This window comes from Pseudanabaena sp. PCC 7367 (genome assembly GCF_000317065.1).
In the GTDB taxonomy this organism is placed as follows: Bacteria; Cyanobacteriota; Cyanobacteriia; order Pseudanabaenales; family Pseudanabaenaceae; genus Thalassoporum; species Thalassoporum mexicanum.
Window position 1 is genome coordinate 2,490,001 of the sequence record NC_019701.1, and the last position, 20,883, is coordinate 2,510,883.

Annotated in this window: 16 protein-coding genes; 8 read left to right on the forward strand and 8 right to left on the reverse strand. The window is 45.4% G+C overall.

What is annotated here, in order from left to right:
* Window positions 1-128: 128 nt before the first annotated feature.
* Entirely contained in the window at window positions 129-281 is a 153-nt protein-coding gene (locus tag PSE7367_RS21940; RefSeq protein WP_015165210.1) for a hypothetical protein, read from the reverse strand.
* 466 nt (window positions 282-747) lie between these two features.
* On the opposite strand from PSE7367_RS21940, the gene PSE7367_RS09860 reads away from it, so the two are divergent.
* Window positions 748-936 carry a CPXCG motif-containing cysteine-rich protein gene (locus PSE7367_RS09860; RefSeq protein ID WP_015165211.1) on the forward strand — a complete coding sequence of 63 codons (189 nt, stop codon included), beginning with the start codon at window positions 748-750 and terminating at the stop codon, window positions 934-936.
* Window positions 937-949: 13 nt separating this feature from the next.
* Here PSE7367_RS09860 and PSE7367_RS09865 read toward each other — a convergent pair whose 3' ends face one another.
* Complete coding sequence (locus PSE7367_RS09865; protein ID WP_015165212.1) at window positions 950-1,687, reverse strand: GvpL/GvpF family gas vesicle protein; 738 nt, start codon at window positions 1,685-1,687, stop codon at window positions 950-952.
* Window positions 1,688-2,233: 546 nt separating this feature from the next.
* Between PSE7367_RS09865 and PSE7367_RS20390 the strand changes: the two genes are divergently transcribed.
* A complete protein-coding gene (locus tag PSE7367_RS20390; RefSeq protein ID WP_083883818.1) occupies window positions 2,234-3,637 on the forward strand; it encodes an Era-like GTP-binding protein in 1,404 nt (467 codons plus the stop codon).
* A 20-nt stretch (window positions 3,638-3,657) separates the two neighbouring features.
* Here PSE7367_RS20390 and PSE7367_RS09880 read toward each other — a convergent pair whose 3' ends face one another.
* The 4 genes from PSE7367_RS09880 to PSE7367_RS09895 all read right to left on the reverse strand — a co-directional run bounded on the left by PSE7367_RS09880 (window position 3,658) and on the right by PSE7367_RS09895 (window position 10,361).
* On the reverse strand, window positions 3,658-7,233 hold the full coding sequence (locus PSE7367_RS09880) for a DNA polymerase III subunit alpha (RefSeq protein WP_015165216.1): 3,576 nt from the start codon (window positions 7,231-7,233) through the stop codon (window positions 3,658-3,660).
* 745 nt (window positions 7,234-7,978) lie between these two features.
* Window positions 7,979-8,740, reverse strand: a complete 762-nt coding sequence (locus PSE7367_RS09885; protein ID WP_015165217.1) for a phycobilisome rod-core linker polypeptide — start codon at window positions 8,738-8,740, stop codon at window positions 7,979-7,981.
* A gap of 316 nt (window positions 8,741-9,056) precedes the next feature.
* Complete coding sequence (locus PSE7367_RS09890; protein ID WP_015165218.1) at window positions 9,057-9,530, reverse strand: globin family protein; 474 nt, start codon at window positions 9,528-9,530, stop codon at window positions 9,057-9,059.
* A gap of 351 nt (window positions 9,531-9,881) precedes the next feature.
* Complete coding sequence (locus PSE7367_RS09895) at window positions 9,882-10,361, reverse strand: globin family protein (RefSeq protein WP_015165219.1); 480 nt, start codon at window positions 10,359-10,361, stop codon at window positions 9,882-9,884.
* 934 nt (window positions 10,362-11,295) lie between these two features.
* Here PSE7367_RS09895 and PSE7367_RS09900 point away from each other — a divergent pair.
* From PSE7367_RS09900 to PSE7367_RS20395, 5 genes are all read left to right on the forward strand, one after another.
* Window positions 11,296-12,303: an ABC transporter ATP-binding protein gene (locus tag PSE7367_RS09900; protein ID WP_015165220.1), complete on the forward strand. Its 1,008-nt coding sequence runs from the start codon at window positions 11,296-11,298 to the stop codon at window positions 12,301-12,303.
* A gap of 27 nt (window positions 12,304-12,330) precedes the next feature.
* Window positions 12,331-12,462, forward strand: a complete 132-nt coding sequence (locus PSE7367_RS21165; protein ID WP_083883820.1) for a DUF1643 domain-containing protein — start codon at window positions 12,331-12,333, stop codon at window positions 12,460-12,462.
* 219 nt (window positions 12,463-12,681) lie between these two features.
* On the forward strand, window positions 12,682-13,443 hold the full coding sequence (locus PSE7367_RS09905; protein WP_015165221.1) for a sterol desaturase family protein: 762 nt from the start codon (window positions 12,682-12,684) through the stop codon (window positions 13,441-13,443).
* 178 nt (window positions 13,444-13,621) lie between these two features.
* The gene (locus PSE7367_RS09910) at window positions 13,622-14,968 is read left to right on the forward strand and encodes a D-alanyl-D-alanine carboxypeptidase (RefSeq protein ID WP_015165222.1); all 1,347 of its coding nucleotides are present in this window, start codon (window positions 13,622-13,624) and stop codon (window positions 14,966-14,968) included.
* A gap of 568 nt (window positions 14,969-15,536) precedes the next feature.
* Window positions 15,537-16,298, forward strand: a complete 762-nt coding sequence (locus PSE7367_RS20395; protein ID WP_015165223.1) for a response regulator — start codon at window positions 15,537-15,539, stop codon at window positions 16,296-16,298.
* Between the two features lie 213 nt (window positions 16,299-16,511).
* Here the strand turns inward: PSE7367_RS20395 and PSE7367_RS09920 are convergent, their stop codons facing one another.
* Window positions 16,512-17,651, reverse strand: coding sequence for a glycosyltransferase (locus PSE7367_RS09920; RefSeq protein ID WP_015165224.1), 1,140 nt, complete (start codon window positions 17,649-17,651; stop codon window positions 16,512-16,514).
* A gap of 404 nt (window positions 17,652-18,055) precedes the next feature.
* Here PSE7367_RS09920 and PSE7367_RS09925 point away from each other — a divergent pair, with 404 nt between their 5' ends.
* Window positions 18,056-19,684, forward strand: a complete 1,629-nt coding sequence (locus PSE7367_RS09925) for a cation:proton antiporter (protein ID WP_015165225.1) — start codon at window positions 18,056-18,058, stop codon at window positions 19,682-19,684.
* Between the two features lie 168 nt (window positions 19,685-19,852).
* Here the strand turns inward: PSE7367_RS09925 and PSE7367_RS09930 are convergent, their stop codons facing one another.
* On the reverse strand, window positions 19,853-20,623 hold the full coding sequence (locus PSE7367_RS09930; protein WP_015165226.1) for an FkbM family methyltransferase: 771 nt from the start codon (window positions 20,621-20,623) through the stop codon (window positions 19,853-19,855).
* Between the last annotated feature and the right edge of the window lie 260 nt (window positions 20,624-20,883).

Here is a 20,883-nt window from a genome sequence, read left to right on the forward strand (position 1 = left end):
ATCAGGGTTGTCAGTACGATCGAGTGGATTTAGACTGATCCTGGTTTGATTTTGAACATAGGGTTCAAACTCTCTGCAATTACACCATCGATATAATCAATGTTGCGATCGATAGGAATAATTAGTTCCTATTCAGAAATCCATTCGCACATCAGTTTGCCATCCACTTTTACCCAACGGGCATAAAGTTTAGTGCGGCTGGTGCGAACTTCATTCCAATCGCCAAAATCATTAATCCGATCGATTGGTTGGTTGATTTGGTTTTGTCTTTTTGTTGTCATGGTTTAAACTCTCTGCAATCTGTGAGCAGTCAAAATCGCTCTTTCGACTGAATCTACTTTACCCGGTTGGATGAGCTGATGGGGTGATGCGATCCTTGCTGGGTGGGTGATCTTGCGGATGATGTGCGGTGATGTAGTGAATGATTATATTTGATCCAGATCAGAACGGAGAAGTGATAAATATCACCCAGGCAATTGCTTGAATGATTCATGACTGCTCTGTGTGGTTCGTGATTTAGGGTATTAAGTAGCAGTGGCCGTAACGGAATTAAGATTATATGGGGCGGCTCAAATCCGCTGTCCATTAACTATCGCTAAGGTAATTGCCGCCTAGTAATGGTTTACTACTAACCGAATGTGTTACATCTACGGATTGATAAAGAGATGCTAGAAGTTAAGAGCGATCGCCAAGCTGCTAGCATAGCCATGTTGCTAAATTCTAAATATTGCTGAATCTAAATCCCAAATGCAAAATTCAGTTGAATACACCTGTGCCTATTGCGGAGAACCGATCTTAACTTTTGTCGATCTATCGGCTGGATCGCAGCAAAAATATGTGGAAGATTGTCAGGTTTGCTGTCAACCAAATGTGCTGTATGTGCGGATTGATGAAGAGACTTTAGAAGTTGAGATCGATAGTGAGCCGGAAAGTTAAGCTAGACCTGCCCCTAATCTAATTTGACAAAATTAAACGGTGCGGTGAAATCGTTATAGCGGATGCGGAGGCGATCGCCAAATTGTTGATCTAATGTCTCGACCAGGTCAGCAAATTCTGGTTCTTTGTCCCAATCGATCAAAAATGCTGCGTTATAGAGCATATTATCGGTCATTAGCTCATTCTCGACATATTCATGGCTTAACGGTTGCAATTTATCTTTAAAGGCATCCATAATATCTGCCTGGCGCTGCTCTAAGGCCGCTTCTAGTTCCTGGCCAATTGCAATCGCATCATCCATACTCAAAATCTTTTCCGCCAGAGAATCGCGCTTTGCCTTTAGCTCTAAGTTCTCTTCTAGTGCCATATTTAGTTCTAGGGTTGGGTCCCAGAAAATCTTGATCCCCACTTCTCGCCTACCGGTTAGATTGGCAATTAAACCCAGCAGATCTTTTTCATGTCCTGTGATCAAATCCGTCCTAACCTGCTGCCAATCTTCTACTACCATACCGAACTGTAATGGGAGCGGCACTGCTTCATGCACATCTACTGCTTGCATTACCGCTTCAATTACCCGTTCATGGGTAAGTAAATGCGCCCTGCTGGCTAAAAACCGCTCACGCTCAGTTTCGCTATAGGCGATCGTAAATGGGGCGATTGAATATAACTGCACTGGCTGTTTATCCATCCCCTCGATCGTCAGGGTAGCTAATTTACCCTCTGGTAGCATTGCATATAAATACAAACCCATAGAAATCCAGCCCTAGTTTAATGTGTGATGTTTGCAACCCTGCGGCAAATAGCTATACCAAGATATTTCAACTATTTCAGCCCAGCGATCGCAACATTTTGCCCGATTCTTGCATTCATATGCCTTCTTGTCTAGATCGGTTAACAATGGCATCGGGGCTATTTGCGGTTAGATGGAGGGTATTTCATGACTTTGGTCAAAATGATTTTTATGGACTGGATGTTATGGTTTGGCCAAAAGCAGTGAATAATGAAGCGATTATGGCAATCGAGGATCAATTTGAATGATTATGTGGAGCTAACCGACTTAGCCCGTGAGTTTTTGGAGATCAAGGAAGACTTGGCATAAAAAAAGTGACTTCGCAATCGCTGAGCGAGGATGAGCTTGAAGAACCAGCGATCGAGATGGAAACAGCCATGCCGGATACTTAACTATTTACAATTACCTGAGGTGATCTGGCATCCAGCCAAACAGCGATCGCCGCTATTGATCACAACTACCTTGACAAAGTAGTAGGCTAATTAAGCCACTCTATGATTAAAACCCTTGGATTACTTGGATTATGTTGAATTAGCCAGCGATCGCCTGGAGCAATATTTAGCCCAAACTGCCGGAAAATTGACGGAGCTAGAAATAACCCGGCTGAAGTCGCTCCAAGCAAAGCTGAAAACCCGTACCATTGAGATCGCGGCTTTTGGGCTGGTATCACGGGGCAAGACTGCTTTGCTCAATGCGTTGGCAGGCAAGAAAATTGGCGCAACTGGGGCGACCCACGGCACTACTCAGGCGATCGCCACTGAGAGCTGGGCAGATATTGGCAAGGCCGCGATTGAACCGATAAGTAATGTCCCAGATAGTAATGTCCCAGATAGTAATGTCCCAGATAGTAATGTCCCAGATATTAATAGCTTAGATATTGATAGCTCAGCTAAATTAGCAAACAACTTCGCACCAGCAGCCCCATCTACCAGCCAAGGTGAGAAGCCAACGGAGCCAGCGATAATACAAAGCGATCGCAGCTATATAGTTCAATATTCCCATAAGGCCAGGCTAAAACTAGTCGATACGCCTGGATTAGATGAGATCGATGGTGAAGCCAGGGCAGAAATGGCGATCGCTGCTGCCAAACAAGCCGATCTAATTTTGTTTGTGGTGGCTGGAGATCTCAACCGCACCGAGTATGAAGCCTTGAAATTACTCAAGCAAACTGGCAAACCCCTGCTATTGGTATTTAATAAGGTTGATTTATATGCCACTGCTGATCAGCAAGCTATTTTGGCATCATTGCAGCGGGCGGCCTCGGAACTGGGGATCGCCACGGAGGAAATTATCCTGGCCGCAGCGGAGCCTATGCCAATGAGGGTAAGAATTCAATATGCAGGTGGTACTGATCCTGCTGATTCTGTTGATGCAATTGAAATTGTGGAAAAATATGAACAGCCCATGCCCCAAATCGAACCATTAAAAAAGCATCTGCTGGATTTGTTGAATCAGTCCGGCAGGGCTTTGCTGGCGATCAATGTATTACAGCAACTGCGCGAAATTCAAATTACCCTTAGCGATCGCCACATCCAAGATTTACCCACCCCGCGCACCTTGGCCAGTATTTCATTTGTGATCAAGGTAATTACCCTGGCCATCTTGCCTACTTTTGAGCTAGATGTTTTAGCTAGTGCTGCGATCGATAGCTGCTTAATCCTGGCTTGGGTGTGGGGCTATCCATTGCCGCGAGTTGGTTGGTGGGGCATAGCGATCGTTCTCAATGCAATTATCTCAGCGGGTTGGGCGATCGAGGCAGAACTTACTCAGATTGTCTGGATCGGGGCAACAATGCCAGCAATGTTGACATTATTGCAAAGGGAGTTACAAGCTGGTGCTGCTGGTGGCAAATTAGGTGCAGCATCTTTACTAGCCAAAATTCATCAAGAGACGGCAAATGCTCCTACTTGAGATGGGATTGCGGCTATTCGTTATTTTGTAATCAAATGATCGGAGGCAGCATCAAATCCCGCCGCTTTGAGTGCTTCGACTGTATCAATATCATTCTCAACCCAGAACTGATTGCCCATTCGCACCACAAAATTTGGATAGGAATCTACGGTGGCGATCACTGGGATCTTGGTGCTGCCATTGTGGCTTTGTTGATATCTTCGCTTGCTATAGCCGTTCCCATTGCCACCGCCATTGTTCGGCTGCTCGCCACTTTTACTTTTCAATACCTCACGCAACTGATGCCATTCCTGCATACTGGTCACTTGATCAGGACTCAACGAAACTTTAACCAATCGCACCGATTCGATCGGTTGCATGTCGTTAATAATCAACTGAGTTTGCTCGTCACGCCGATCGACTTTGCCCCAAATCAGTAAGCGATTGTCTTTCTCGATATATTGCTTCACCTTCTCGTAAACCCGTGGGAATACCACCGCTTCCGAGCTACCAGTGAGATCCTCAAGCTGCAAGATCGCCATTGCATCACCTTTCTTGGTCACCACATTTTTGATGTCTAGCACCAGCACGATCGCCGTAACCGTAGATTCTTCGCGCGATTCTTCTAGGTCGGCTAAATTCATTGGTGCCATCAATCGCGCCGCCGAGTTAACGATCTTGAGCGGATGATCGGAGATATAAAAACCCAGTAGTTCTTTTTCCAGGCTGAGCTTTTCCTGGGATTCATATTCAGCAACAGGCTTACCCACTGGTGCATCAGCAAAACTCAATACATCATTACTATCATCGCCGCCACCAAACATATCAAACAGATTGCCCTGCCCAGATGCTTTTTCCTTCGCTTTTTTTGAAGCCCATTCCAAAGTTGGTTCCAGATCGCTGATTAACTGCCGCCGATTCGGATTGATAATATCCAACGCCCCAGTTTGGATCAGCGCTTCCAAGCCTTTTTTATTCACAACTCTGGTATCAACCCGGCTACAGAGATCGGCCAGAGATTCAAATGCACCACCTTCGTCCCTGGCGATCAAAATTGCCTCGATCGCCCCAGATCCAAGGTTCTTAATCGCCGCCAAGCCAAACAGAATCTGTTGACCACTGGGGGTAAAATCTACACCAGAGCGATTGATATTCGGTGGCAAGATCTCAATGCCCATACTCAAACAAGAAGCAATATACTTTTGCACCTTGGCTTGATCGCCACTGGCCGAAGACAGCAACGCTGACATATATTCCACTGGATAGTTCGCCTTCAGATAAGCAGTCTGATAGGTCACATAACCATAGGCCATGCTATGACTGAGGTTAAAGCAATATTCCGCAAACATCACCATCTGGTCAAACAGGCTCACTGCCACCTGGTTGGGAATGCCATGATCTTCCGCACCAGCAATAAAAATACCGCGCTGCTTCTCCATCTCCGATACTTTCTTTTTCCCCATTGCCCGTCGCAACAGATCAGCTTCACCGAGGGAATAACCAGCTAGATCCTGAGCCATACGCATGATTTGTTCCTGGTAGCACAGCACCCCGTAGGTAGACTTGAGGATCGGCTCCAGGGAGGGATGTTCGTAAGTGATCGGCTCGCGGCCATGCTTGCGATTGATGAACTTAGGAATTAGGCCAGCATCAAGGGGGCCAGGGCGATAGAGCGCCAGGATCGAAGAAATATCATCGATCACCGAGGGTTTGAGATCGCGCACGATCTGCTTCATCCCCGACGATTCAAGCTGAAAGATCCCTTGCAAGGTTCCTTTTGCCAAGAGCGCATAGGTTCTTTTATCTTCTTCCGAGCCATCATCGGGAACCGCTTCTTCAATGCTAAAATCTGGCTTCTTATATTCCCGCACCAGATCAACCGTACGCTGGATTGTAGTCAGGTTACGCAAGCCCAAAAAGTCCATTTTAAGAATACCCAGGGATTCAAGATCCTCCATTGGGTATTGGGTGGTAATTGCGCCATCATTATTCCGTTGCAGCGGCACCAACTGATCCAATGGCATCGGCGCGATCACCACGCCCGCAGCATGAACGCCGGAGCTTTTGTTTACTCCTTCGATCCGCATCGCCATATCCAGCCAGCCAAACACATGATCTTCTTTTTCGTAGCGTTCCTTAAACTCTGATGCGGGGGTATCGTCGCTAATCATCACGCCCAGCTTGGTTGGCTTACCGCGCACCACCGGGATCATCTTCGCCATTTTATCAGTTTCGCCATAGGAAATATCCAACACCCGTCCCACATCTTTTAGCACTGCCTTAGAAGTAAGGCGATTGAAGGTAATGATTTGCGCCACCTTATCCGCGCCATATTTCTCGGTTACATATTTAATCATTTGATCGCGGTGCTCAATGCAGAAGTCGGTGTCAATATCTGGCATTGATTTCCGTTCTGGGTTTAAGAATCGCTCAAATAGAAGGCCATGATGAATCGGATCGATATTCGTGATTCCCAATGCATAGGCCACCAGCGAGCCCGCCGCACTACCGCGACCGGGGCCGACCGGAATTTGTTGTTCCTTGGCATATTTAATGTAGTCCCACACAATTAAAAAGTAGGTGGCGAAGCCCTTTTGCTGCATGATTCCCAGTTCATACAACAATCGCTCCCGATCTTCATTGCTAACTTCTTCGGGCGACGTTACGCCACGCCGATCGCATAGACCATCCCAGGTCACCTTCTCTAGATAGGTATCGGCAGTATATCCCGGTGGTACATCAAAATTAGCGGCCTTGGGCTCACTCATCACGTCATAGGCTTCCACCTTGGCGGCCACTTCCAGGGTATTGGCGATCGCTTCGGCAATCACTTCATCATCGAGGTGATCGCGGTATAATTGCGCCATTTCCTCGGCAGATTTAACATATTCAGTGCCGCTGTAGCGGAGGCGATTGACATCCCTGATCAGCTTGCCGGTTTGAATACACAGCAATGCATCATGGGCTTCTACGTCATAACAAGATACAAAGTGTGCATCATTGGTGGCAACTACTTTAATGCCCAATTCACGGGCGATCTTAACGATCTCTACATTCACAATTCGATCTTCGGGATAGCCATGATCCTGAATTTCCAAATAATAATCTTCACCAAACTGCTCTTTATATAAAGCCGCCACATCACGGGCAATATCCGGGTGCTTTTGCAGGATTGCTTGCGGTACTTCCCCCGCCAGACAGCCAGAAGTGACAATTAGCCCCTCTTTATATTTAAATAAATACTCTTTATTAATGCATGGCCGTGCAAAAATCCCCTTGCCCTGATAGCCATCTAAGTGCGAAATCGAGGTGAGCTTAACCAGGTTGCGATAGCCCTGCATATTCTTGGCTAGCACCACCTGGTGATATTTGCGCTTTTTCTCCTGCTTGGTAAAGTCACCATTGAGGATATACATCTCATTACCGATAATTGGCTTGATCCCTTTTTTTTCGCAGGTTTTGATCAGTTCGATCGCCCCATACATCACGCCATGATCGGTGAGGGCAACCGCATCCATGCCCAATTCTTTGACCTTATCGACCAGATTAGAAATCTGGCTAGCGCCATCAAGCAAGCTATATTCGGTGTGGACATGCAAACCAACAAAAGATGACATAGGACTAGGGGATGGTACTAAACCTTGAACTACACAAACCAATTAAACTACTAGAGGCTAAAGGGCGATCGCGCCAACTCTTTCCCAGACAATCAGTCTGTTAAGCGATCACCATGATCAAGACATCAATGCTTATCTAGCGTGTTAGATCGGGGATGATCCATATTAAACCACTGTATTTAGTATTTTTGGGATTACTAGAGGATTTTTAATTTTTATCGCTGCTAACCAACCATGCAAATTGGGCTGGATGTTAGGCTAATTGATTAGCTAGTTTAGGTCAGCAAAAATCGATTTGATTTAATTTGATTTAAATTGATCAATAATTGATCAATAGCTGATTGTTCTGAGCAACCCTGAGCGATCGGGTGGATTTCTGCATTGGTAGGCTTGCATTGTAGTAATGGCAACATTCTTCGATCTCTTCAAAGCGATCGCCCTTGTCTAGCAAAAATGGCAATCGCCGATCGAGATGATGTTAATATTGTACATAAATCACAGTGTCGATTAGCAAAAAAATACCGCGAGTATAAATTTATACCCACGGTTGAGATTTAAATATCTCACGGTTTTGATTTGATTTATAAAAGAGTAGTAAGTCTGAATCTATCTATTGCAGATTATTCTATTGCAGACTATTGATTAAATGGGGCGTAACCTAATTGTAATTCTCGATCGCACCTGGCATAAATTCGCCCCTGCACAATCATCAGTTGCTGAGTAGATTATCAATTTGTTGCAATTACTACCTCTTGGTCATGCCTTGGCTCAGAGCTCTGCGCTTAGCGATCTCACTTTGCCGATTGGCTAGCTCCTGCTTCTTTCTGGCTAACTCCTCTTCCTCACGCTTCAGCGCCTGAACCATTTCGATCATTTTGTCATCAATTAAATTAGCATCCAAGGCTTCCAGTAATTCTTCTTTCATCCGGTATTTGCCATCTACTTCTGGATGAACGCAGGTACCACCATCGCAATTTAGTCCCAGTTCACGCCAGAACATAGTCGGCACCTTTGTGCCACGTTGGCAGGTGTGCTCATGGTTTAGAATGCCTGATTCAATAAAATTCTGGGGCGAATGGTAAACATTCATCTGCCGGGGATGGGGAATAGTAAAGCAACCAAAGGCCTTAGCATATTCATCGGAACCAAGGATGGCGCTAATTACACCATTGGTGCCGGATTGGGCAAAGATAATTGCATAGGATTGCATCTCTTGATGGTCAACCGGAGCCCGACCCAGAAAATGCTTGAAACAGAACTCAATGAATTTGGGGGTTGAGGTATTGAAATAGAAATTGTCAAGGTAAACGCTAGACGCTGCGAGTTCACGGATAAAGTGACGCACTCCCAATTTACCTTTTAAGAAATCTTTCTCAAGTTTTACAAGTAATCTTCTTTCAAACTCGTAGGGCTGCCGCTCTAAAACCTGTCTGTAGACTTGGATGAGTGCAGCTTCGCGCTCTGCTTTGGTGGATTTGCGATCGATTGAGGTTTTAGTAAAAGTCATGGCTTAAGGTCTCCAAGAAAATGCCAATATTTTTGATGTTTCATGTTTCAGTAGCTAGCTGCGTTTAGATCAACTCTGTATATGTCTACATATGTCTACATACTTTTAATTAAAATGAACGATCTCTACCTAGCTACAAATCTGTCTGCGTCTAATTCCTGGTTGTAAATCCAGTTATGATTGGATTCATAAGTAAGTTAAGACTCATAAATAAGTATCAGAATGGTGCTAATCACATCCCCAGAAGTGACGATCGGGTAGATAGATGCGTACCACTAAAAAACTAAGCCAATTGGCTTAAGAGCCGATCGGATTCTTAATAGGCTCCTCTTAAAGTGCCAACCACCATATCTGTATAGGGTTTGGCCAATGCGGCACATTTAGCCGGTAACACCTGACTGATTACTTCGTACAGATGGGAATAGGCGGCAGCGCATTCGGTTGTGACCTGGTAGGAAACGAGAATTGTGTTCAACCAGTCAACCATCTGGTCACGGAAATAATGCTCATCATTACGCAGAATAGATGAAGCCATATAACGCAGGACTTCATGTATATCATACTTACAGCGATCGCCCCGTTTTTGCATCAGAGCAGGATAATCTCTTGCCAATAGCTCCAGTGCACCATTGGCAATCTGGTCAGCATGATCACGGAGCATCTCATAGGTTTTTAGGCGCTCGGCGAACCCAGTAGCATACTGCTCTAAACTAAACAAGTCACTATCCTTTAGATAGGCACATTCCAGTGCAGCAATCTTATCTTCAACCGATCGTGTAATCGCAAACATAATCAAATCCCCCGAAAATTTTTATTAGCAGTAATCAATGAATCTCAGACACAGATACAGGCAACAAAGATAGATCGAGCAAGCCCAAAATAAATCAAACAAAAAGCCTTGAATATATTTCGAAAAGTGGCTATTAAATCGCTAATATTTCATTTTAAGGTCAAAATTTCTTGCTTACCTCCTCACTCAAGTTAGTAAATCTACTCGATTCCTTGGGGCAAGTGTCTAGTTAGAAATATGTAACCTCAATCTCTAAGCCTGATTAATATTGCCTATCTGGTATCTAGATTCAGCAAATGCCTAGCAGTGAAATAAGGATTTTTAGCCAATAAGATCCGGTTCCAATTGGTTCTATTGCAAAGAACCCTTGAACGTAGCGATCGCAATATCAATATAGGGCTTAAACATTACTGCCCGATTGGCAGGCAATCTGCTACTAATTACTTTATACAATTTGGTATAGCCATCCGCACATTCAGCCCGAACATGGCTTGAAGTAATCACCGTTCCCAACCAGTCAATCATTTTGTCGCGGAAGAAATGTTCATCTTCACGCAGCATCGATAGAGCCATATAGCGCAAAACGATCGTCATATCGTATTGACACTTGTCTTGCTTATTAGCTCTAGCTTGCTCTGGATAGTCCGCAGCCAATCGCTTGAGTGCATCCAGCACAATTTCGTCAGCATAATCACGAACTAGCTCATAGGCCTTTAGGCGATCGGTAAAACTATGGGCATATTGCTCTAGCTCACGGAGATCATTATCTTGTAAATAAGACCGCTCCGGCTCCAGGATCATGCCTTCAAATGAGCGTGTAATCGTAAACATTCTCCCCCTAAATCACCAATAAGCCTTGATTGTTGAAAGTCGATCAAAAATTGACTGATGATTTAATCCTAGTAATCTGCGGTGTAAACAGCATAATGTTCAGGAGCTTCTGAAACTATGTTAGTTGAGTTAAAGGCCATTTCAATCAGGCCGATCGCTGGATTTACTAGTATTAATTTAAATAATTTGAGTAGCTAGGTAACTGCTTGAATAGAAAGCAAAGCTACTGTCCCCTAATTACCTGTCAATTTTGTTGCCTGCCTTAAATATCTAGTTCATAGCTCCGATTGGTTCCCAGGGAAGGCTGAATTTAGCCGATTCAACTAGTCTTATGACGTTACCTTATGCATTAAGCCCGTTGCCAAACTGACCTAATCTCAACTTGCTTGAAACCCATATAGATAAATGTCCATCACCGTTAAAGCTATATGATTTGAGCAACCTTGATTAGTGTTGATGCAATAATTTATTGCGCATTTAAGAACATTTTAAATGCTTTAGTTTGTTAAGCATCAGCATAAATGATTAAGACTGAACTTACACAGTTTTTAAAGAAAGTTAACCTTAATCATAGTTTCTTCACGCAGTCTGCAGCTTTCGCTTCAATGATGATCATGCGCTAAATTGCTGGATTATTATTTGAGTCTAGATCCTGGCAATTTGATTGATACTGATTTGACTGATACTGATAAGAGCAACACAATTACTAAAAATCGATTATTAAATTAATCCTATCGGCAAGTATGCCCAGGAGTATGTTTAATCAATTTGTCCCCCTAAGACTTGTCCTGTTTGGTCGCGTGTCCTAAGTATTATTGATGCTAGTCTACCCACATAAATGCCGAGTGACAGCATTTGTCTGTGTAACAATTTGTTAAACAAGAGTAGAATACATAATGTAGGAAAATATAAAGCCAATTCAGGTTTTGAGGGTATGGAGCCAGCAATTTTAGTCCAGGATCTACATAAAAGCTATGGCGATCGTGAGGCGGTAAACGGCCTTTCCTTGCAGATCGAGCCAGGTCAAATCTATGGATTATTGGGGCCAAATGGTGCTGGGAAAACCACCACAATTCGCTGTATTTGCACCCTCACCAAACCCGATCGCGGCGTGGTTAAGGTCTGTGGTCAATCAGATGCCCGGGCGATCCGCACCTGTTTGGGGTATGTGGCACAAGAAGTTGCCCTTGATAAGGTGCTCACTGGCAAAGAATTATTAGAATTACAAGCGGCCTTGTATCATATTCCCCGCAAACAAATCCGCGATCGGGTGCAGTCTGTGCTGGCGCTGGTTCAACTCAGTGAATATGCCAACGAGAAAACCGGTAATTATTCCGGTGGCCTCAAAAAACGCCTCGATCTAGCCGCTGGCCTGTTGCATCAGCCTCAAGTCCTGGTTTTGGATGAACCAACCGTGGGCCTGGATATTCAAACCCGCTTGATTGTGTGGGATTTTTTGCGCCAGCTCAAAGCTGATGGCATTACGATCCTGATTACCAGCCATTATCTGGAAGAAATTGATGCCCTGGCCGATCGGGTGGCAATTATCGATCGTGGCAAGGTGATTGCCGAAGGTACGCCAACCCAGCTCAAATCAGAAGTAGGTGGCGATCGGCTCACAATTAAAATTCAGGAATTCACCGAACGATCGCAAGCGGAACAAACCCTGGAGCTGCTCAAAGATCTACCCTTTGTGCGCAGTAGCTCGATCAATCCCACCCAGGGTAATGCCCTCAATTTAGTAATTACGCCCGACCCCGATGCGATTAGTAAGGTGCAAAGTGTGTGCGATCGCCAGGGTATTAGTTTGTTCAGCCTGACCCAATCGCGTCCCAGTTTGGATGATGTGTTTCTAACTGCCACCGGGCAAACAATCCAGGATATTGAGATCGCCCAGGCTGAGGCGGAAGCGGCGATGGGTAAGAAAAAAAAGAAAAAGTAAGTTTGTGAATTTGTCTGCTTAATTTGGGTGAAGCGAAGCGCCATCATCGATCTAACTAAGCAATATCGCTATTTGCTGCGGCGTGAGTGGGATATAACCAAACCGCAAGTGGTTTTTATTATGCTAAATCCCAGCCCTGCCAATGAGCAGCGTACCTAAGTAAATGGGACATTAATGAACCTAGTCATAGAGAGCGGAGTCTAAAAGTTAGGTCAGTATTAGTCTCGATCGTATGATGATATTTTTTGGATTGAATTTGTCTTTGAGTCTTTAGATGAGGATAGCTTTAGGATCTAATCTTTTTTGCTACATCCTTTGTTATTGCATATCCGGCATACCGACATTAATTCCCGATCGAAATTTTAGGTCATAGCTGTAATGAAATTAGCGATCGCCTTTTGTCTCTTATTCCTGGTGTTTGGCACTCTGGAGCGCCTATTCCCGCTACGCAGGGAGCAAAAATGCTTTCGCAAAAATTGGCTTACCGACGTGGCTCACTTTTTTATTAATCATGTGGCGATCAATGTGGGTACGTTTGCGATCGGCGTGATTTTATATGTCCTATTCCATGCATCGATCGATCCAACATTACAGACCGCAATTCGATCGCAGCCGCCCTTGCTGCAATTCCTGGAAGCCTTTTTTCTGGCTCAACTAATTTTCTATATCATCCATCGTGCTGCCCACACTCTGCCCTGGTTGTGGCGATTCCATGCGATCCACCACAGCAGCACCGAACTCGATTGGTTAGCTTCGGCGCGATTGCATCCCATGGAAATGATTTTGGTGAATTTGGCGACCGGAGTGCCCCTGTTCTGGTTGGGGTTCACGAAGGAAACCTTTGGTGCTTATTTGATCGTAGGCGCGTTTTTGCCAATTTTTAACCATGCCAACATCAAGGTGAGGTTGCCGATCCTGCGCTGGATTATTGCCACCCCTGAGTATCACCATTGGCACCACAGCAATGACCCACAGGCTAGGGACAAGAATTTTGCGGGATTACCAGTTATCGATCTGATGTTTGGCACTTTCTATCTGCCTGAACAAAAAATGCCGAAAACCTATGGGGTGGATGAGGCGATCCCGTCGGGCTATTGGCGACAGATGTTGTATCCGTTTAAAAAAGTTAAGCCTGATTAAACAAGCTATATAATCAGTGCCATTAAAGACTGACTAGCTCAGCTAAATCTACGGTTTAATATATGGCGTATTAGCCTGTATAAATTATCGCCCATGTTTTTACGGTTATGATGAGGCTCAATGAGTCGATCGCTTGTAAGCTATTACCCCCACTCCAAGATCCTTGTAGCTAATAAATATGTGGAACCTCGTCAGCACCGCCATCATCACCGCCTCGATCCAATATTCTGGGCAGATTGCCGCCGCGCCGATCGTGACCCAGTTGCCGCGATCGCTGCTTAGTTCTGCCTCCCGTCCAGTTTTGGCAGTCAACCCACCCCAAACCCAGCATCAAACTCAAGATGCCGAGGCAACCAAAGCAATTCGGGTACATTTAGCCAGTCTCCAGGATGCCGGTTATAGCCCGACCGGGCAGGGGGTTTGGCTCCAGGCCAATGATGGTGTATTGCTAGGTGAGCATCGATCGACCCAAGCCCTACCCGCTGCTTCGATCACCAAGGTGGCAACTACTCTGGCAGCGCTCCACACCTGGGATCCCAATCACAAATTCATGACCAATGTCAGCACCAATGGCACGATCGTGGGCGATACCTTGCAGGGCGATCTGATCATAGAAGGGAATGGCGATCCGCTGTTTGTGTGGGAAGAGGCGGTAACTTTGGGTAATGCCCTCAATCAAATTGGGATCAAGCGGGTGCAGGGCGATCTGATCGTGGCGGGGCGGTTTTATATGAACTTTGAGAGCGATCGCCAGAAAGCGACCCAACTATTAGCGATCGGCCTGGACTCCCAGAACTGGACAAATGAAGCGCTTTATCAATGGCGACAAATGCCACCGGGAACCGCTGCACCCCAGGTTGAGATTTTAGGTAACCTCCGCCCCGTGAATACTCTGACTGCTGCCGATCGGCTTTCTTCGGTGCAACTGGTGCAACATGAGTCCTTGCCCCTATGGCAATTGCTCAAGCGGATGAATATTTATAGTAATAATGCGATGGCCGAGATGCTGGCAGCGGCAGTGGGTGGACCTGGAGCTGTCTCCCAAAAAGCTTCGCAGGCAACGGGTGTGCCCCGATCGGAAATTCGCTTAATTAATGGTTCAGGGCTGGGGCAACAAAACCAAATTTCGGCCAGGGCGGCCGTGGCAATGATGATTGCAGTGCATAATCGGGCGATCGAATCGGGGTTGACGATCGCGGATCTGTTCCCGATGAGTGATTGCAACTGCGGCACAATCAAAGATCGCAATTTGCCCACTGGGGCGATCGTTAAAACTGGCACCTTGTCTGATGTCTCGGCATTGGCGGGCGTAATTCAAACCCGCGATCGTGGCCCAGTTTGGTTTGCCATCCTCAATCGCGGTAATGGTGATGTTCGTTTTTTCCATCAAATTCAAGATCAGGTGCTGCAAACCTTAACTCAGGTGTGGGGGAATCCACCGGCGATCGCCACCCGCAATTTCTCTCCCTTTCAACCAATTCCCTGGCAGGATGGTAACCGCGATCGGATTTTGATTAGTTACTAAATCACTCAATAGATGATTGATTATGTAGCCTGATCCACAGAATCGATAGTGGATCTTAGTTAAATCTAGTCAATAACTTGTTTAGATTACAATCCCTCGCCTTCAACTTAGTTAATTCTTGCTCTATAATCCATTTAACCAGGTATAGCAATAATCCAATAGCTCGGGTGCGTGCGTTGCAAAACTGGTAACTGTTTATTTCCTGTTTGATTAAGCCCTAATTGGCTCACCTACTTAATTCTATCCCTACTAATCTGCCAAGTGCCAAGTTAGGATTGAGCAGTAGCAGGCTGAATAGGTTGCTCGATATACAGGTGGTCTAAGACAGAGCTACTTAGCATAACTATCTTGATGAAACAATAATGTTGGATGCTTGATTTCCTTCTTTACGATCGGGTTCATTCAATCGGTCAATCGAACGATAATGCAAAAGCAGCATAGATATTATGACCAAATCTGGTAATACAACCCCGATCAAAGCTAAACTGATACAAAGCTGTGGCAGTAAATCGATAAAGTTTGGTGATTGAGATAATCCTGGTGCATAAATTGGGGGATAAGCAATTTAATGGATGGTCAGGTGCAAACCGAAAGAATTAGTGAAAATACTGCTGTATTCATACTCCCAGAACGTCTTAGTAATAGATTTGGGATCGATGCGACTAAGCTTTTAAGAGATATCCTGGCGCAAGGATATGTAAATTTGTTGTTTGATTGTTCTCAGGTTGTTTATATTGATAGCTCTGGTTTGAGCGTAATCCTAAATAGCCTCAGGCATACGCGCCAATGCGGCGGTTACATGTGCATTTTTGACCCTTCTGATGCGGTTACCAGTATTTTGAATCTGAGTAACATGAAGAAGATCATCCCGATCTTTGCCGATCAGGATCGGGCGATCGAGTTTGTGACTGGTTCTAATACCACCAAAATTCTGGTGATTGATGACAACAAAATGATCCTGACTCTGGTCTCTTCAATTTTCAAGGGGGAGGGATATGTAGTGTTGATCGCCAATGATGGCATGACCGGCTTGGAGATGGCTCAACAAGAGCAACCGGATTTGATTATTTGTGATGTGATGATGCCCAAGGTTAATGGTTATGACGTGCTGTCAACGATCCGACAGAACCCAGGGACAGAAGTAACCCCATTTATTTTTCTAACCGCTAAGGACACCAAAAGCGATCTACGCCACGGCATGAGCCTGGGAGCAGAGGATTATTTAACGAAACCCTTCACCAAAGCAGAAATTACCAGTGCGGTTAAAACGCAACTACAAAAGCGGGAAGCGGAGATTCGTCATTTCCGTAAAACTTTCCTTGGTGAGTAATATTAAATCCTAAAGTTCGAACATGATCGCAATGCATTACCAATAATGTTGGCAGTCGTTCTTATGGACTGCTTTTAATCGAATTTGCCATAAGCGATCGCCTAACCCTCAGATCTTTCTACGGGTCATTATGAGGTAGTCAAGGAATCTTGAGCCAGCCTCGCACCTATGGTTGGAAGGTAAAGAACTCAAGATCGTTGAATTTTAAATAGCCTATACCGCGATCGATGCCTTGCTAACTTCAATCACCTTGTCATAATAATTTTGCAGTTGGCTGGTTGCCGCTTCCCAACCCCACTTTTCAGCTTCAAGGCGGGCATTATGCTTCAGGTCATCGGCGATCGCCGGACTACAATCCAATAGCTGTTGAGTGGCGGTGAGTAAGCCATCCTCAGCGATCGGATCAAACATATAACCATTCAAGCCATTGGTGACAATATCGGGAATACCACCAGAATTCGCCGCCACCACTGGGCAACCTGCCGCCATTGCTTCTAGCAAAACCAACCCCAATGTTTCGGTGCGGGAAGGGAATAAAAACACATCACTGGAGGCAAATGCTGAAGCTAGATCAGTGCCCTGTAGATAGCCCACAAAATTAGTATTAGTACCAGCAAAGATTTTTTCTAATTCCTGGCGATAGGGGCCATCGCCCACCAGTGCTAAGCGGCTATTGGGGATCGCTTGCAAAACGGGCAAAATTTCATCGATCCCTTTCTCGGCGGATAACCTACCCACATACAGCAATAGGGTCGCTTCGGGATGACCTTCAGTCAGGCGCGATCGCATTTCGGCATGTTTGTACTGTGGGTGAAATAGTTCAGTATCTACACCCCGCTGCCACAGATCGACTTCCTTTACGCCATGCTCGCGGAGTTGCTCCACCATCGCATTAGAAGTACATAGGTTTAGCTCGGCGTTATTATGAGCAGTTTTAATCAACTCCCACATCGCATTTTCTAAAAAGCCCAGACCATAGTGCTGAAGGTACTGGGGCAAATGAGTATGATATGAGGCGATCAGTGGTAGTTTCATCGACTTGGCATAGAACAGACCCGCCAGGCCAAGTACTGCTGGATTGATTAAATGCACAATATCCGGTTGAAACTGTTCTAGCGCATAGCCGATCGAAGGGCGGGGTAGAGCTAGCTTTAATTCAGGATACATGGGTAGCGGGAACCCAGATACACCATAAATTTTGGCACCGCAATATTCTGTCAAACCGCCATCTGGAGCGAATATCATCACCTCGTCCCCCAGCTTAACCAGGTTCTCGACGGTGTGTTTCAGGCGAGTGACAATCCCATCGACTTTGGGTAGGAATGTTTCTGTGAATATGGCAACCTTACGCATCCGAACTTTTTTAACTCTGCTGCGATCGTTAATTACTTACTATTAACATTATTAAGCAATTCTTTCCTAAAAACTTTTAAAGTTTGGTTGTTCACATCCCAAAGCAATAAATATATTGCTATTTATTTTGCCATTAATAATCTACTTAGCACACCTGGGTTGGGGGGCTGGTAGTTATGGATAATCACGCTATATTCACCACCCGCTAACTAAGGTAAGAAATGGGTAAGCCAGAGCCCAATGGGTATGCATAAAAAGACAGCGATCGCGCTGAGCTGAGGGCAATTGCTAGCGGGTATCTCAGGTTAGGAGACATAATTTATCTTCTGGGGTGAGCAATGTATAGATATTTGTAATGAAATGGGTAACTAAGCAATAAAATACCAAATCAATGGTGGGGTGTAATGTTAGAGAGCATTATTTGGATTCTTTTACTAGGCTTCTTTGGCGGCCAGGTTGCCCATCGTCTCAAAGTGCCAGCATTGGTAGGAATGGTGCTTGTTGGTATTTTATTAGGCCCCCAGGTTGGCGATCGCCTCAGTGCTGAAGTGCTTGATGCCGCTGACTCTCTGCGCACGATCGCCGTGATGGTGATTTTAATGAAAGCTGGTCTGGGATTGGATCGAGAAAAACTAGCTCAGCAGGGGACTGTGGCATTGCGATTGGGATTCCTGCCTGCCGCCTGTGAGGTGGTTGCGATCGCCATAACTGCAACCTGGCTACTGGGATTGGATTTTTTAACTGGCTTGCTGCTGGGCTGCATTCTGGGGGCGGAATCACCAGCGGTAATTGTGCCAGCAATGCTGCGGCTCAAAAGTCTGGGTTGGGGCGTTAAGAAGGGAATTCCAGATGCAATTCTAACTGGTAGCGCCCTTTCTGATGTGTTGATGCTACTGGGGTTCAGCCTGTTGTTATCATTCTTAGCACCGGGAGCAGGTGGTAACCAAATGACTTGGCTGGGTGGGCTTAGTTTGAGTCCCTGGCTAATGCTGCCATTTCAAGTGATCGGCCAGATTGGGCTGGGCATCTTGTTGGGCTGGGCGATCGCGCATATTTTAGTGTTGTTATTGGCCAGGCAGAACTGGACTGATAATGCTACCCAGGATGCTTTAGTGGTAGCTGGGTTTGCCTTGTTGCTGGTGGTGTTGGCTGAAGCGATGCCATTTTTCTCTGGCTATTTGGCGGTGATGGCGGTTGGATTTTTTCTGATTGAGTTGGATGCACCATTGGCAAGAAGGCTACGGCATGGGTTTGATAGTTTATGGACGATCGCCCAAATTGTCTTGTTTGTCTTGCTGGGCGCTAGTATTCAAATCAATGTCTTGAGTGATATCTGGTTCACAGGGTTGTTGGTATTGGCGATCGGTACTTTGGTGGGGCGATCGTTGGGTTGGTATTTTTCTACATTGGGTAGTAATTGGAGCAGGTCAGAGCGATTGTTTTTGCTGCCAGGTAATTCAGCTAAGGCCACCGTACAGGCAGCGATCGGCGCATTACCCTTAGCCCACGGTGTTATTGGTGGCGAGATCATTCTGGCGATCGCCGCCCTGTCAATTCTGGTTACTGCGCCGCTGGGAGCCTGGGCGATTCCCACCTTTGCGCCCAAATTGTTGACCCGTGGGGAAGTTGACCCAACCAAAGTAACGGTCGATCGGTCAGTTGTTTTGCTGGCCGCGATTGATACTTCGGCCTTGGCGATCCAGGTTTTGACCAAGGTGGCGGAATTGGCGCGTCGTAGTGATGCTGAAATCCTGGTCTTGCATGTAATCCGGCTCGATGATCCACAGGCAATTAAGTGGCTAGCAGAACAGTCTAAGCGACTCCTAGCCGATATTCGTCATCGATTTATAACCACATCGGGGGCAGTACCAGAAGCAATTATCCAGACCGCCCAAACCTGGGGTGCGACTGAAATTATAATCGGCAAGCGCGGCCACCGATCGATCGAGGAGGTGTTAATTGGCTCCGTTTCGCAATCGGTGCTGGAAATTAGCCCTTTACCTGTGATCGTAGTAGAAGAAAAACATCAATAAAGCTTTTGCGCAACATTGGTTTAATAAAAAAAAGCGCTAATGAACAAAATAAAGCTTGAAGATGATCCCTGCTTTAGTATTCGACCAATTTAAATATGATGGATCTCGATCTAGACAAGGTATTTAATCGATCGGAGTAGTAACCACCATAATTTTTATGGTTGACTCCTAGATCATGGCTGCGATCGGTTGGCTAAGTTCCGTAAAGCCGATCGCCTTGATTTGATCTAAGCGGGGTGAATCCTGGTGCACCAATAGCAAATTATGGCTGTCTTGATACCTGAGTGCCACATAGCCTGGTGGAATATTAGGATTCTCAGTGATAATTACTTCGAGCAGAATCATCGGCCGGAATTTATCAATTACATGCTTAGCACCTGCCAGCACTTCATTTTCCACCCCTTCAGCATCAATTTTAATGAAATCTAATCTCGATAGCCCTTCTGCCTCAAACAGCGTATCAATCCTCTCCACGCGGGAATTAAAGCAATTGTAACCAGGTGTTTCTAGCAAGGTGAAGGAATTAGGCTTATTCGCTTTCATCCAAAAATCCTGATGGCCATCCCTGTCTGCCACACAACAGACCCGTAGGCGAACGTTATTAAAATTATTCCTGAGCGCATTACTCAAATTCATAGCGGCCATGCGTGGAAATGGCTCAACGGCAATAACCATACCGCTTGGCCCTACGATCTTGGCCGATCGCATCGTGTAAGTACCAATGTTGGCACCAACATCAACTACCACATCACCCTTATTTAGGAGCGATGGCAACAGTCGTAACTCATGTTCTTGGGCTTCACCAAAAATAAATACACCACGACCGCCATATCCGGGCTTGTTTTCACCACAAACGATCGTACCATCGCTGAAAGTAGTGCGGAGAATGGTATTCCGAGGCAGCAGAAAAACCGCGATCTTCTTTAATAGAGTTTTCATGGTCAAACAATCTAATTAATTGGCTATTGCTTACTATTCTTAGACCTATTAAGATGCCATGCCTGATCAAAATTGTGGCGTGACTGTTCTTCATCATGTCGATTGATAGTAGGGAAAACTGGCTCCTTGATTAGCTTCTGAAATCATGAAAATCATGGATGGAAAATTTTTTCCGTATTTCATGTGCCAATCTCCAGCTTTTATTCAAGAGTCGCAAATAGGCATTGAATTAGACTTGGGAGTAATTCTCTGGAAAGCTA

What these genes read in the sequence shown, in the direction of transcription:
- PSE7367_RS21940 (WP_015165210.1), bottom strand. Translation starts at nt 281, where the DNA reads ATGACAACAAAAAGACAAAACCAAATCAACCAACCAATCGATCGGATT.
- PSE7367_RS09860 (WP_015165211.1), top strand. Translation starts at nt 748, where the DNA reads ATGCAAAATTCAGTTGAATACACCTGTGCCTATTGCGGAGAACCGATC.
- PSE7367_RS09865 (WP_015165212.1), bottom strand. Translation starts at nt 1,687, where the DNA reads ATGGGTTTGTATTTATATGCAATGCTACCAGAGGGTAAATTAGCTACC.
- PSE7367_RS09880 (WP_015165216.1), bottom strand. Translation starts at nt 7,233, where the DNA reads ATGTCATCTTTTGTTGGTTTGCATGTCCACACCGAATATAGCTTGCTT.
- PSE7367_RS09885 (WP_015165217.1), bottom strand. Translation starts at nt 8,740, where the DNA reads ATGACTTTTACTAAAACCTCAATCGATCGCAAATCCACCAAAGCAGAG.
- PSE7367_RS09890 (WP_015165218.1), bottom strand. Translation starts at nt 9,530, where the DNA reads ATGTTTGCGATTACACGATCGGTTGAAGATAAGATTGCTGCACTGGAA.
- PSE7367_RS09895 (WP_015165219.1), bottom strand. Translation starts at nt 10,361, where the DNA reads ATGTTTACGATTACACGCTCATTTGAAGGCATGATCCTGGAGCCGGAG.
- PSE7367_RS09900 (WP_015165220.1), top strand. Translation starts at nt 11,296, where the DNA reads ATGGAGCCAGCAATTTTAGTCCAGGATCTACATAAAAGCTATGGCGAT.
- PSE7367_RS09905 (WP_015165221.1), top strand. Translation starts at nt 12,682, where the DNA reads ATGAAATTAGCGATCGCCTTTTGTCTCTTATTCCTGGTGTTTGGCACT.
- PSE7367_RS09910 (WP_015165222.1), top strand. Translation starts at nt 13,622, where the DNA reads ATGTGGAACCTCGTCAGCACCGCCATCATCACCGCCTCGATCCAATAT.
- PSE7367_RS20395 (WP_015165223.1), top strand. Translation starts at nt 15,537, where the DNA reads ATGGATGGTCAGGTGCAAACCGAAAGAATTAGTGAAAATACTGCTGTA.
- PSE7367_RS09920 (WP_015165224.1), bottom strand. Translation starts at nt 17,651, where the DNA reads ATGCGTAAGGTTGCCATATTCACAGAAACATTCCTACCCAAAGTCGAT.
- PSE7367_RS09925 (WP_015165225.1), top strand. Translation starts at nt 18,056, where the DNA reads ATGTTAGAGAGCATTATTTGGATTCTTTTACTAGGCTTCTTTGGCGGC.
- PSE7367_RS09930 (WP_015165226.1), bottom strand. Translation starts at nt 20,623, where the DNA reads ATGAAAACTCTATTAAAGAAGATCGCGGTTTTTCTGCTGCCTCGGAAT.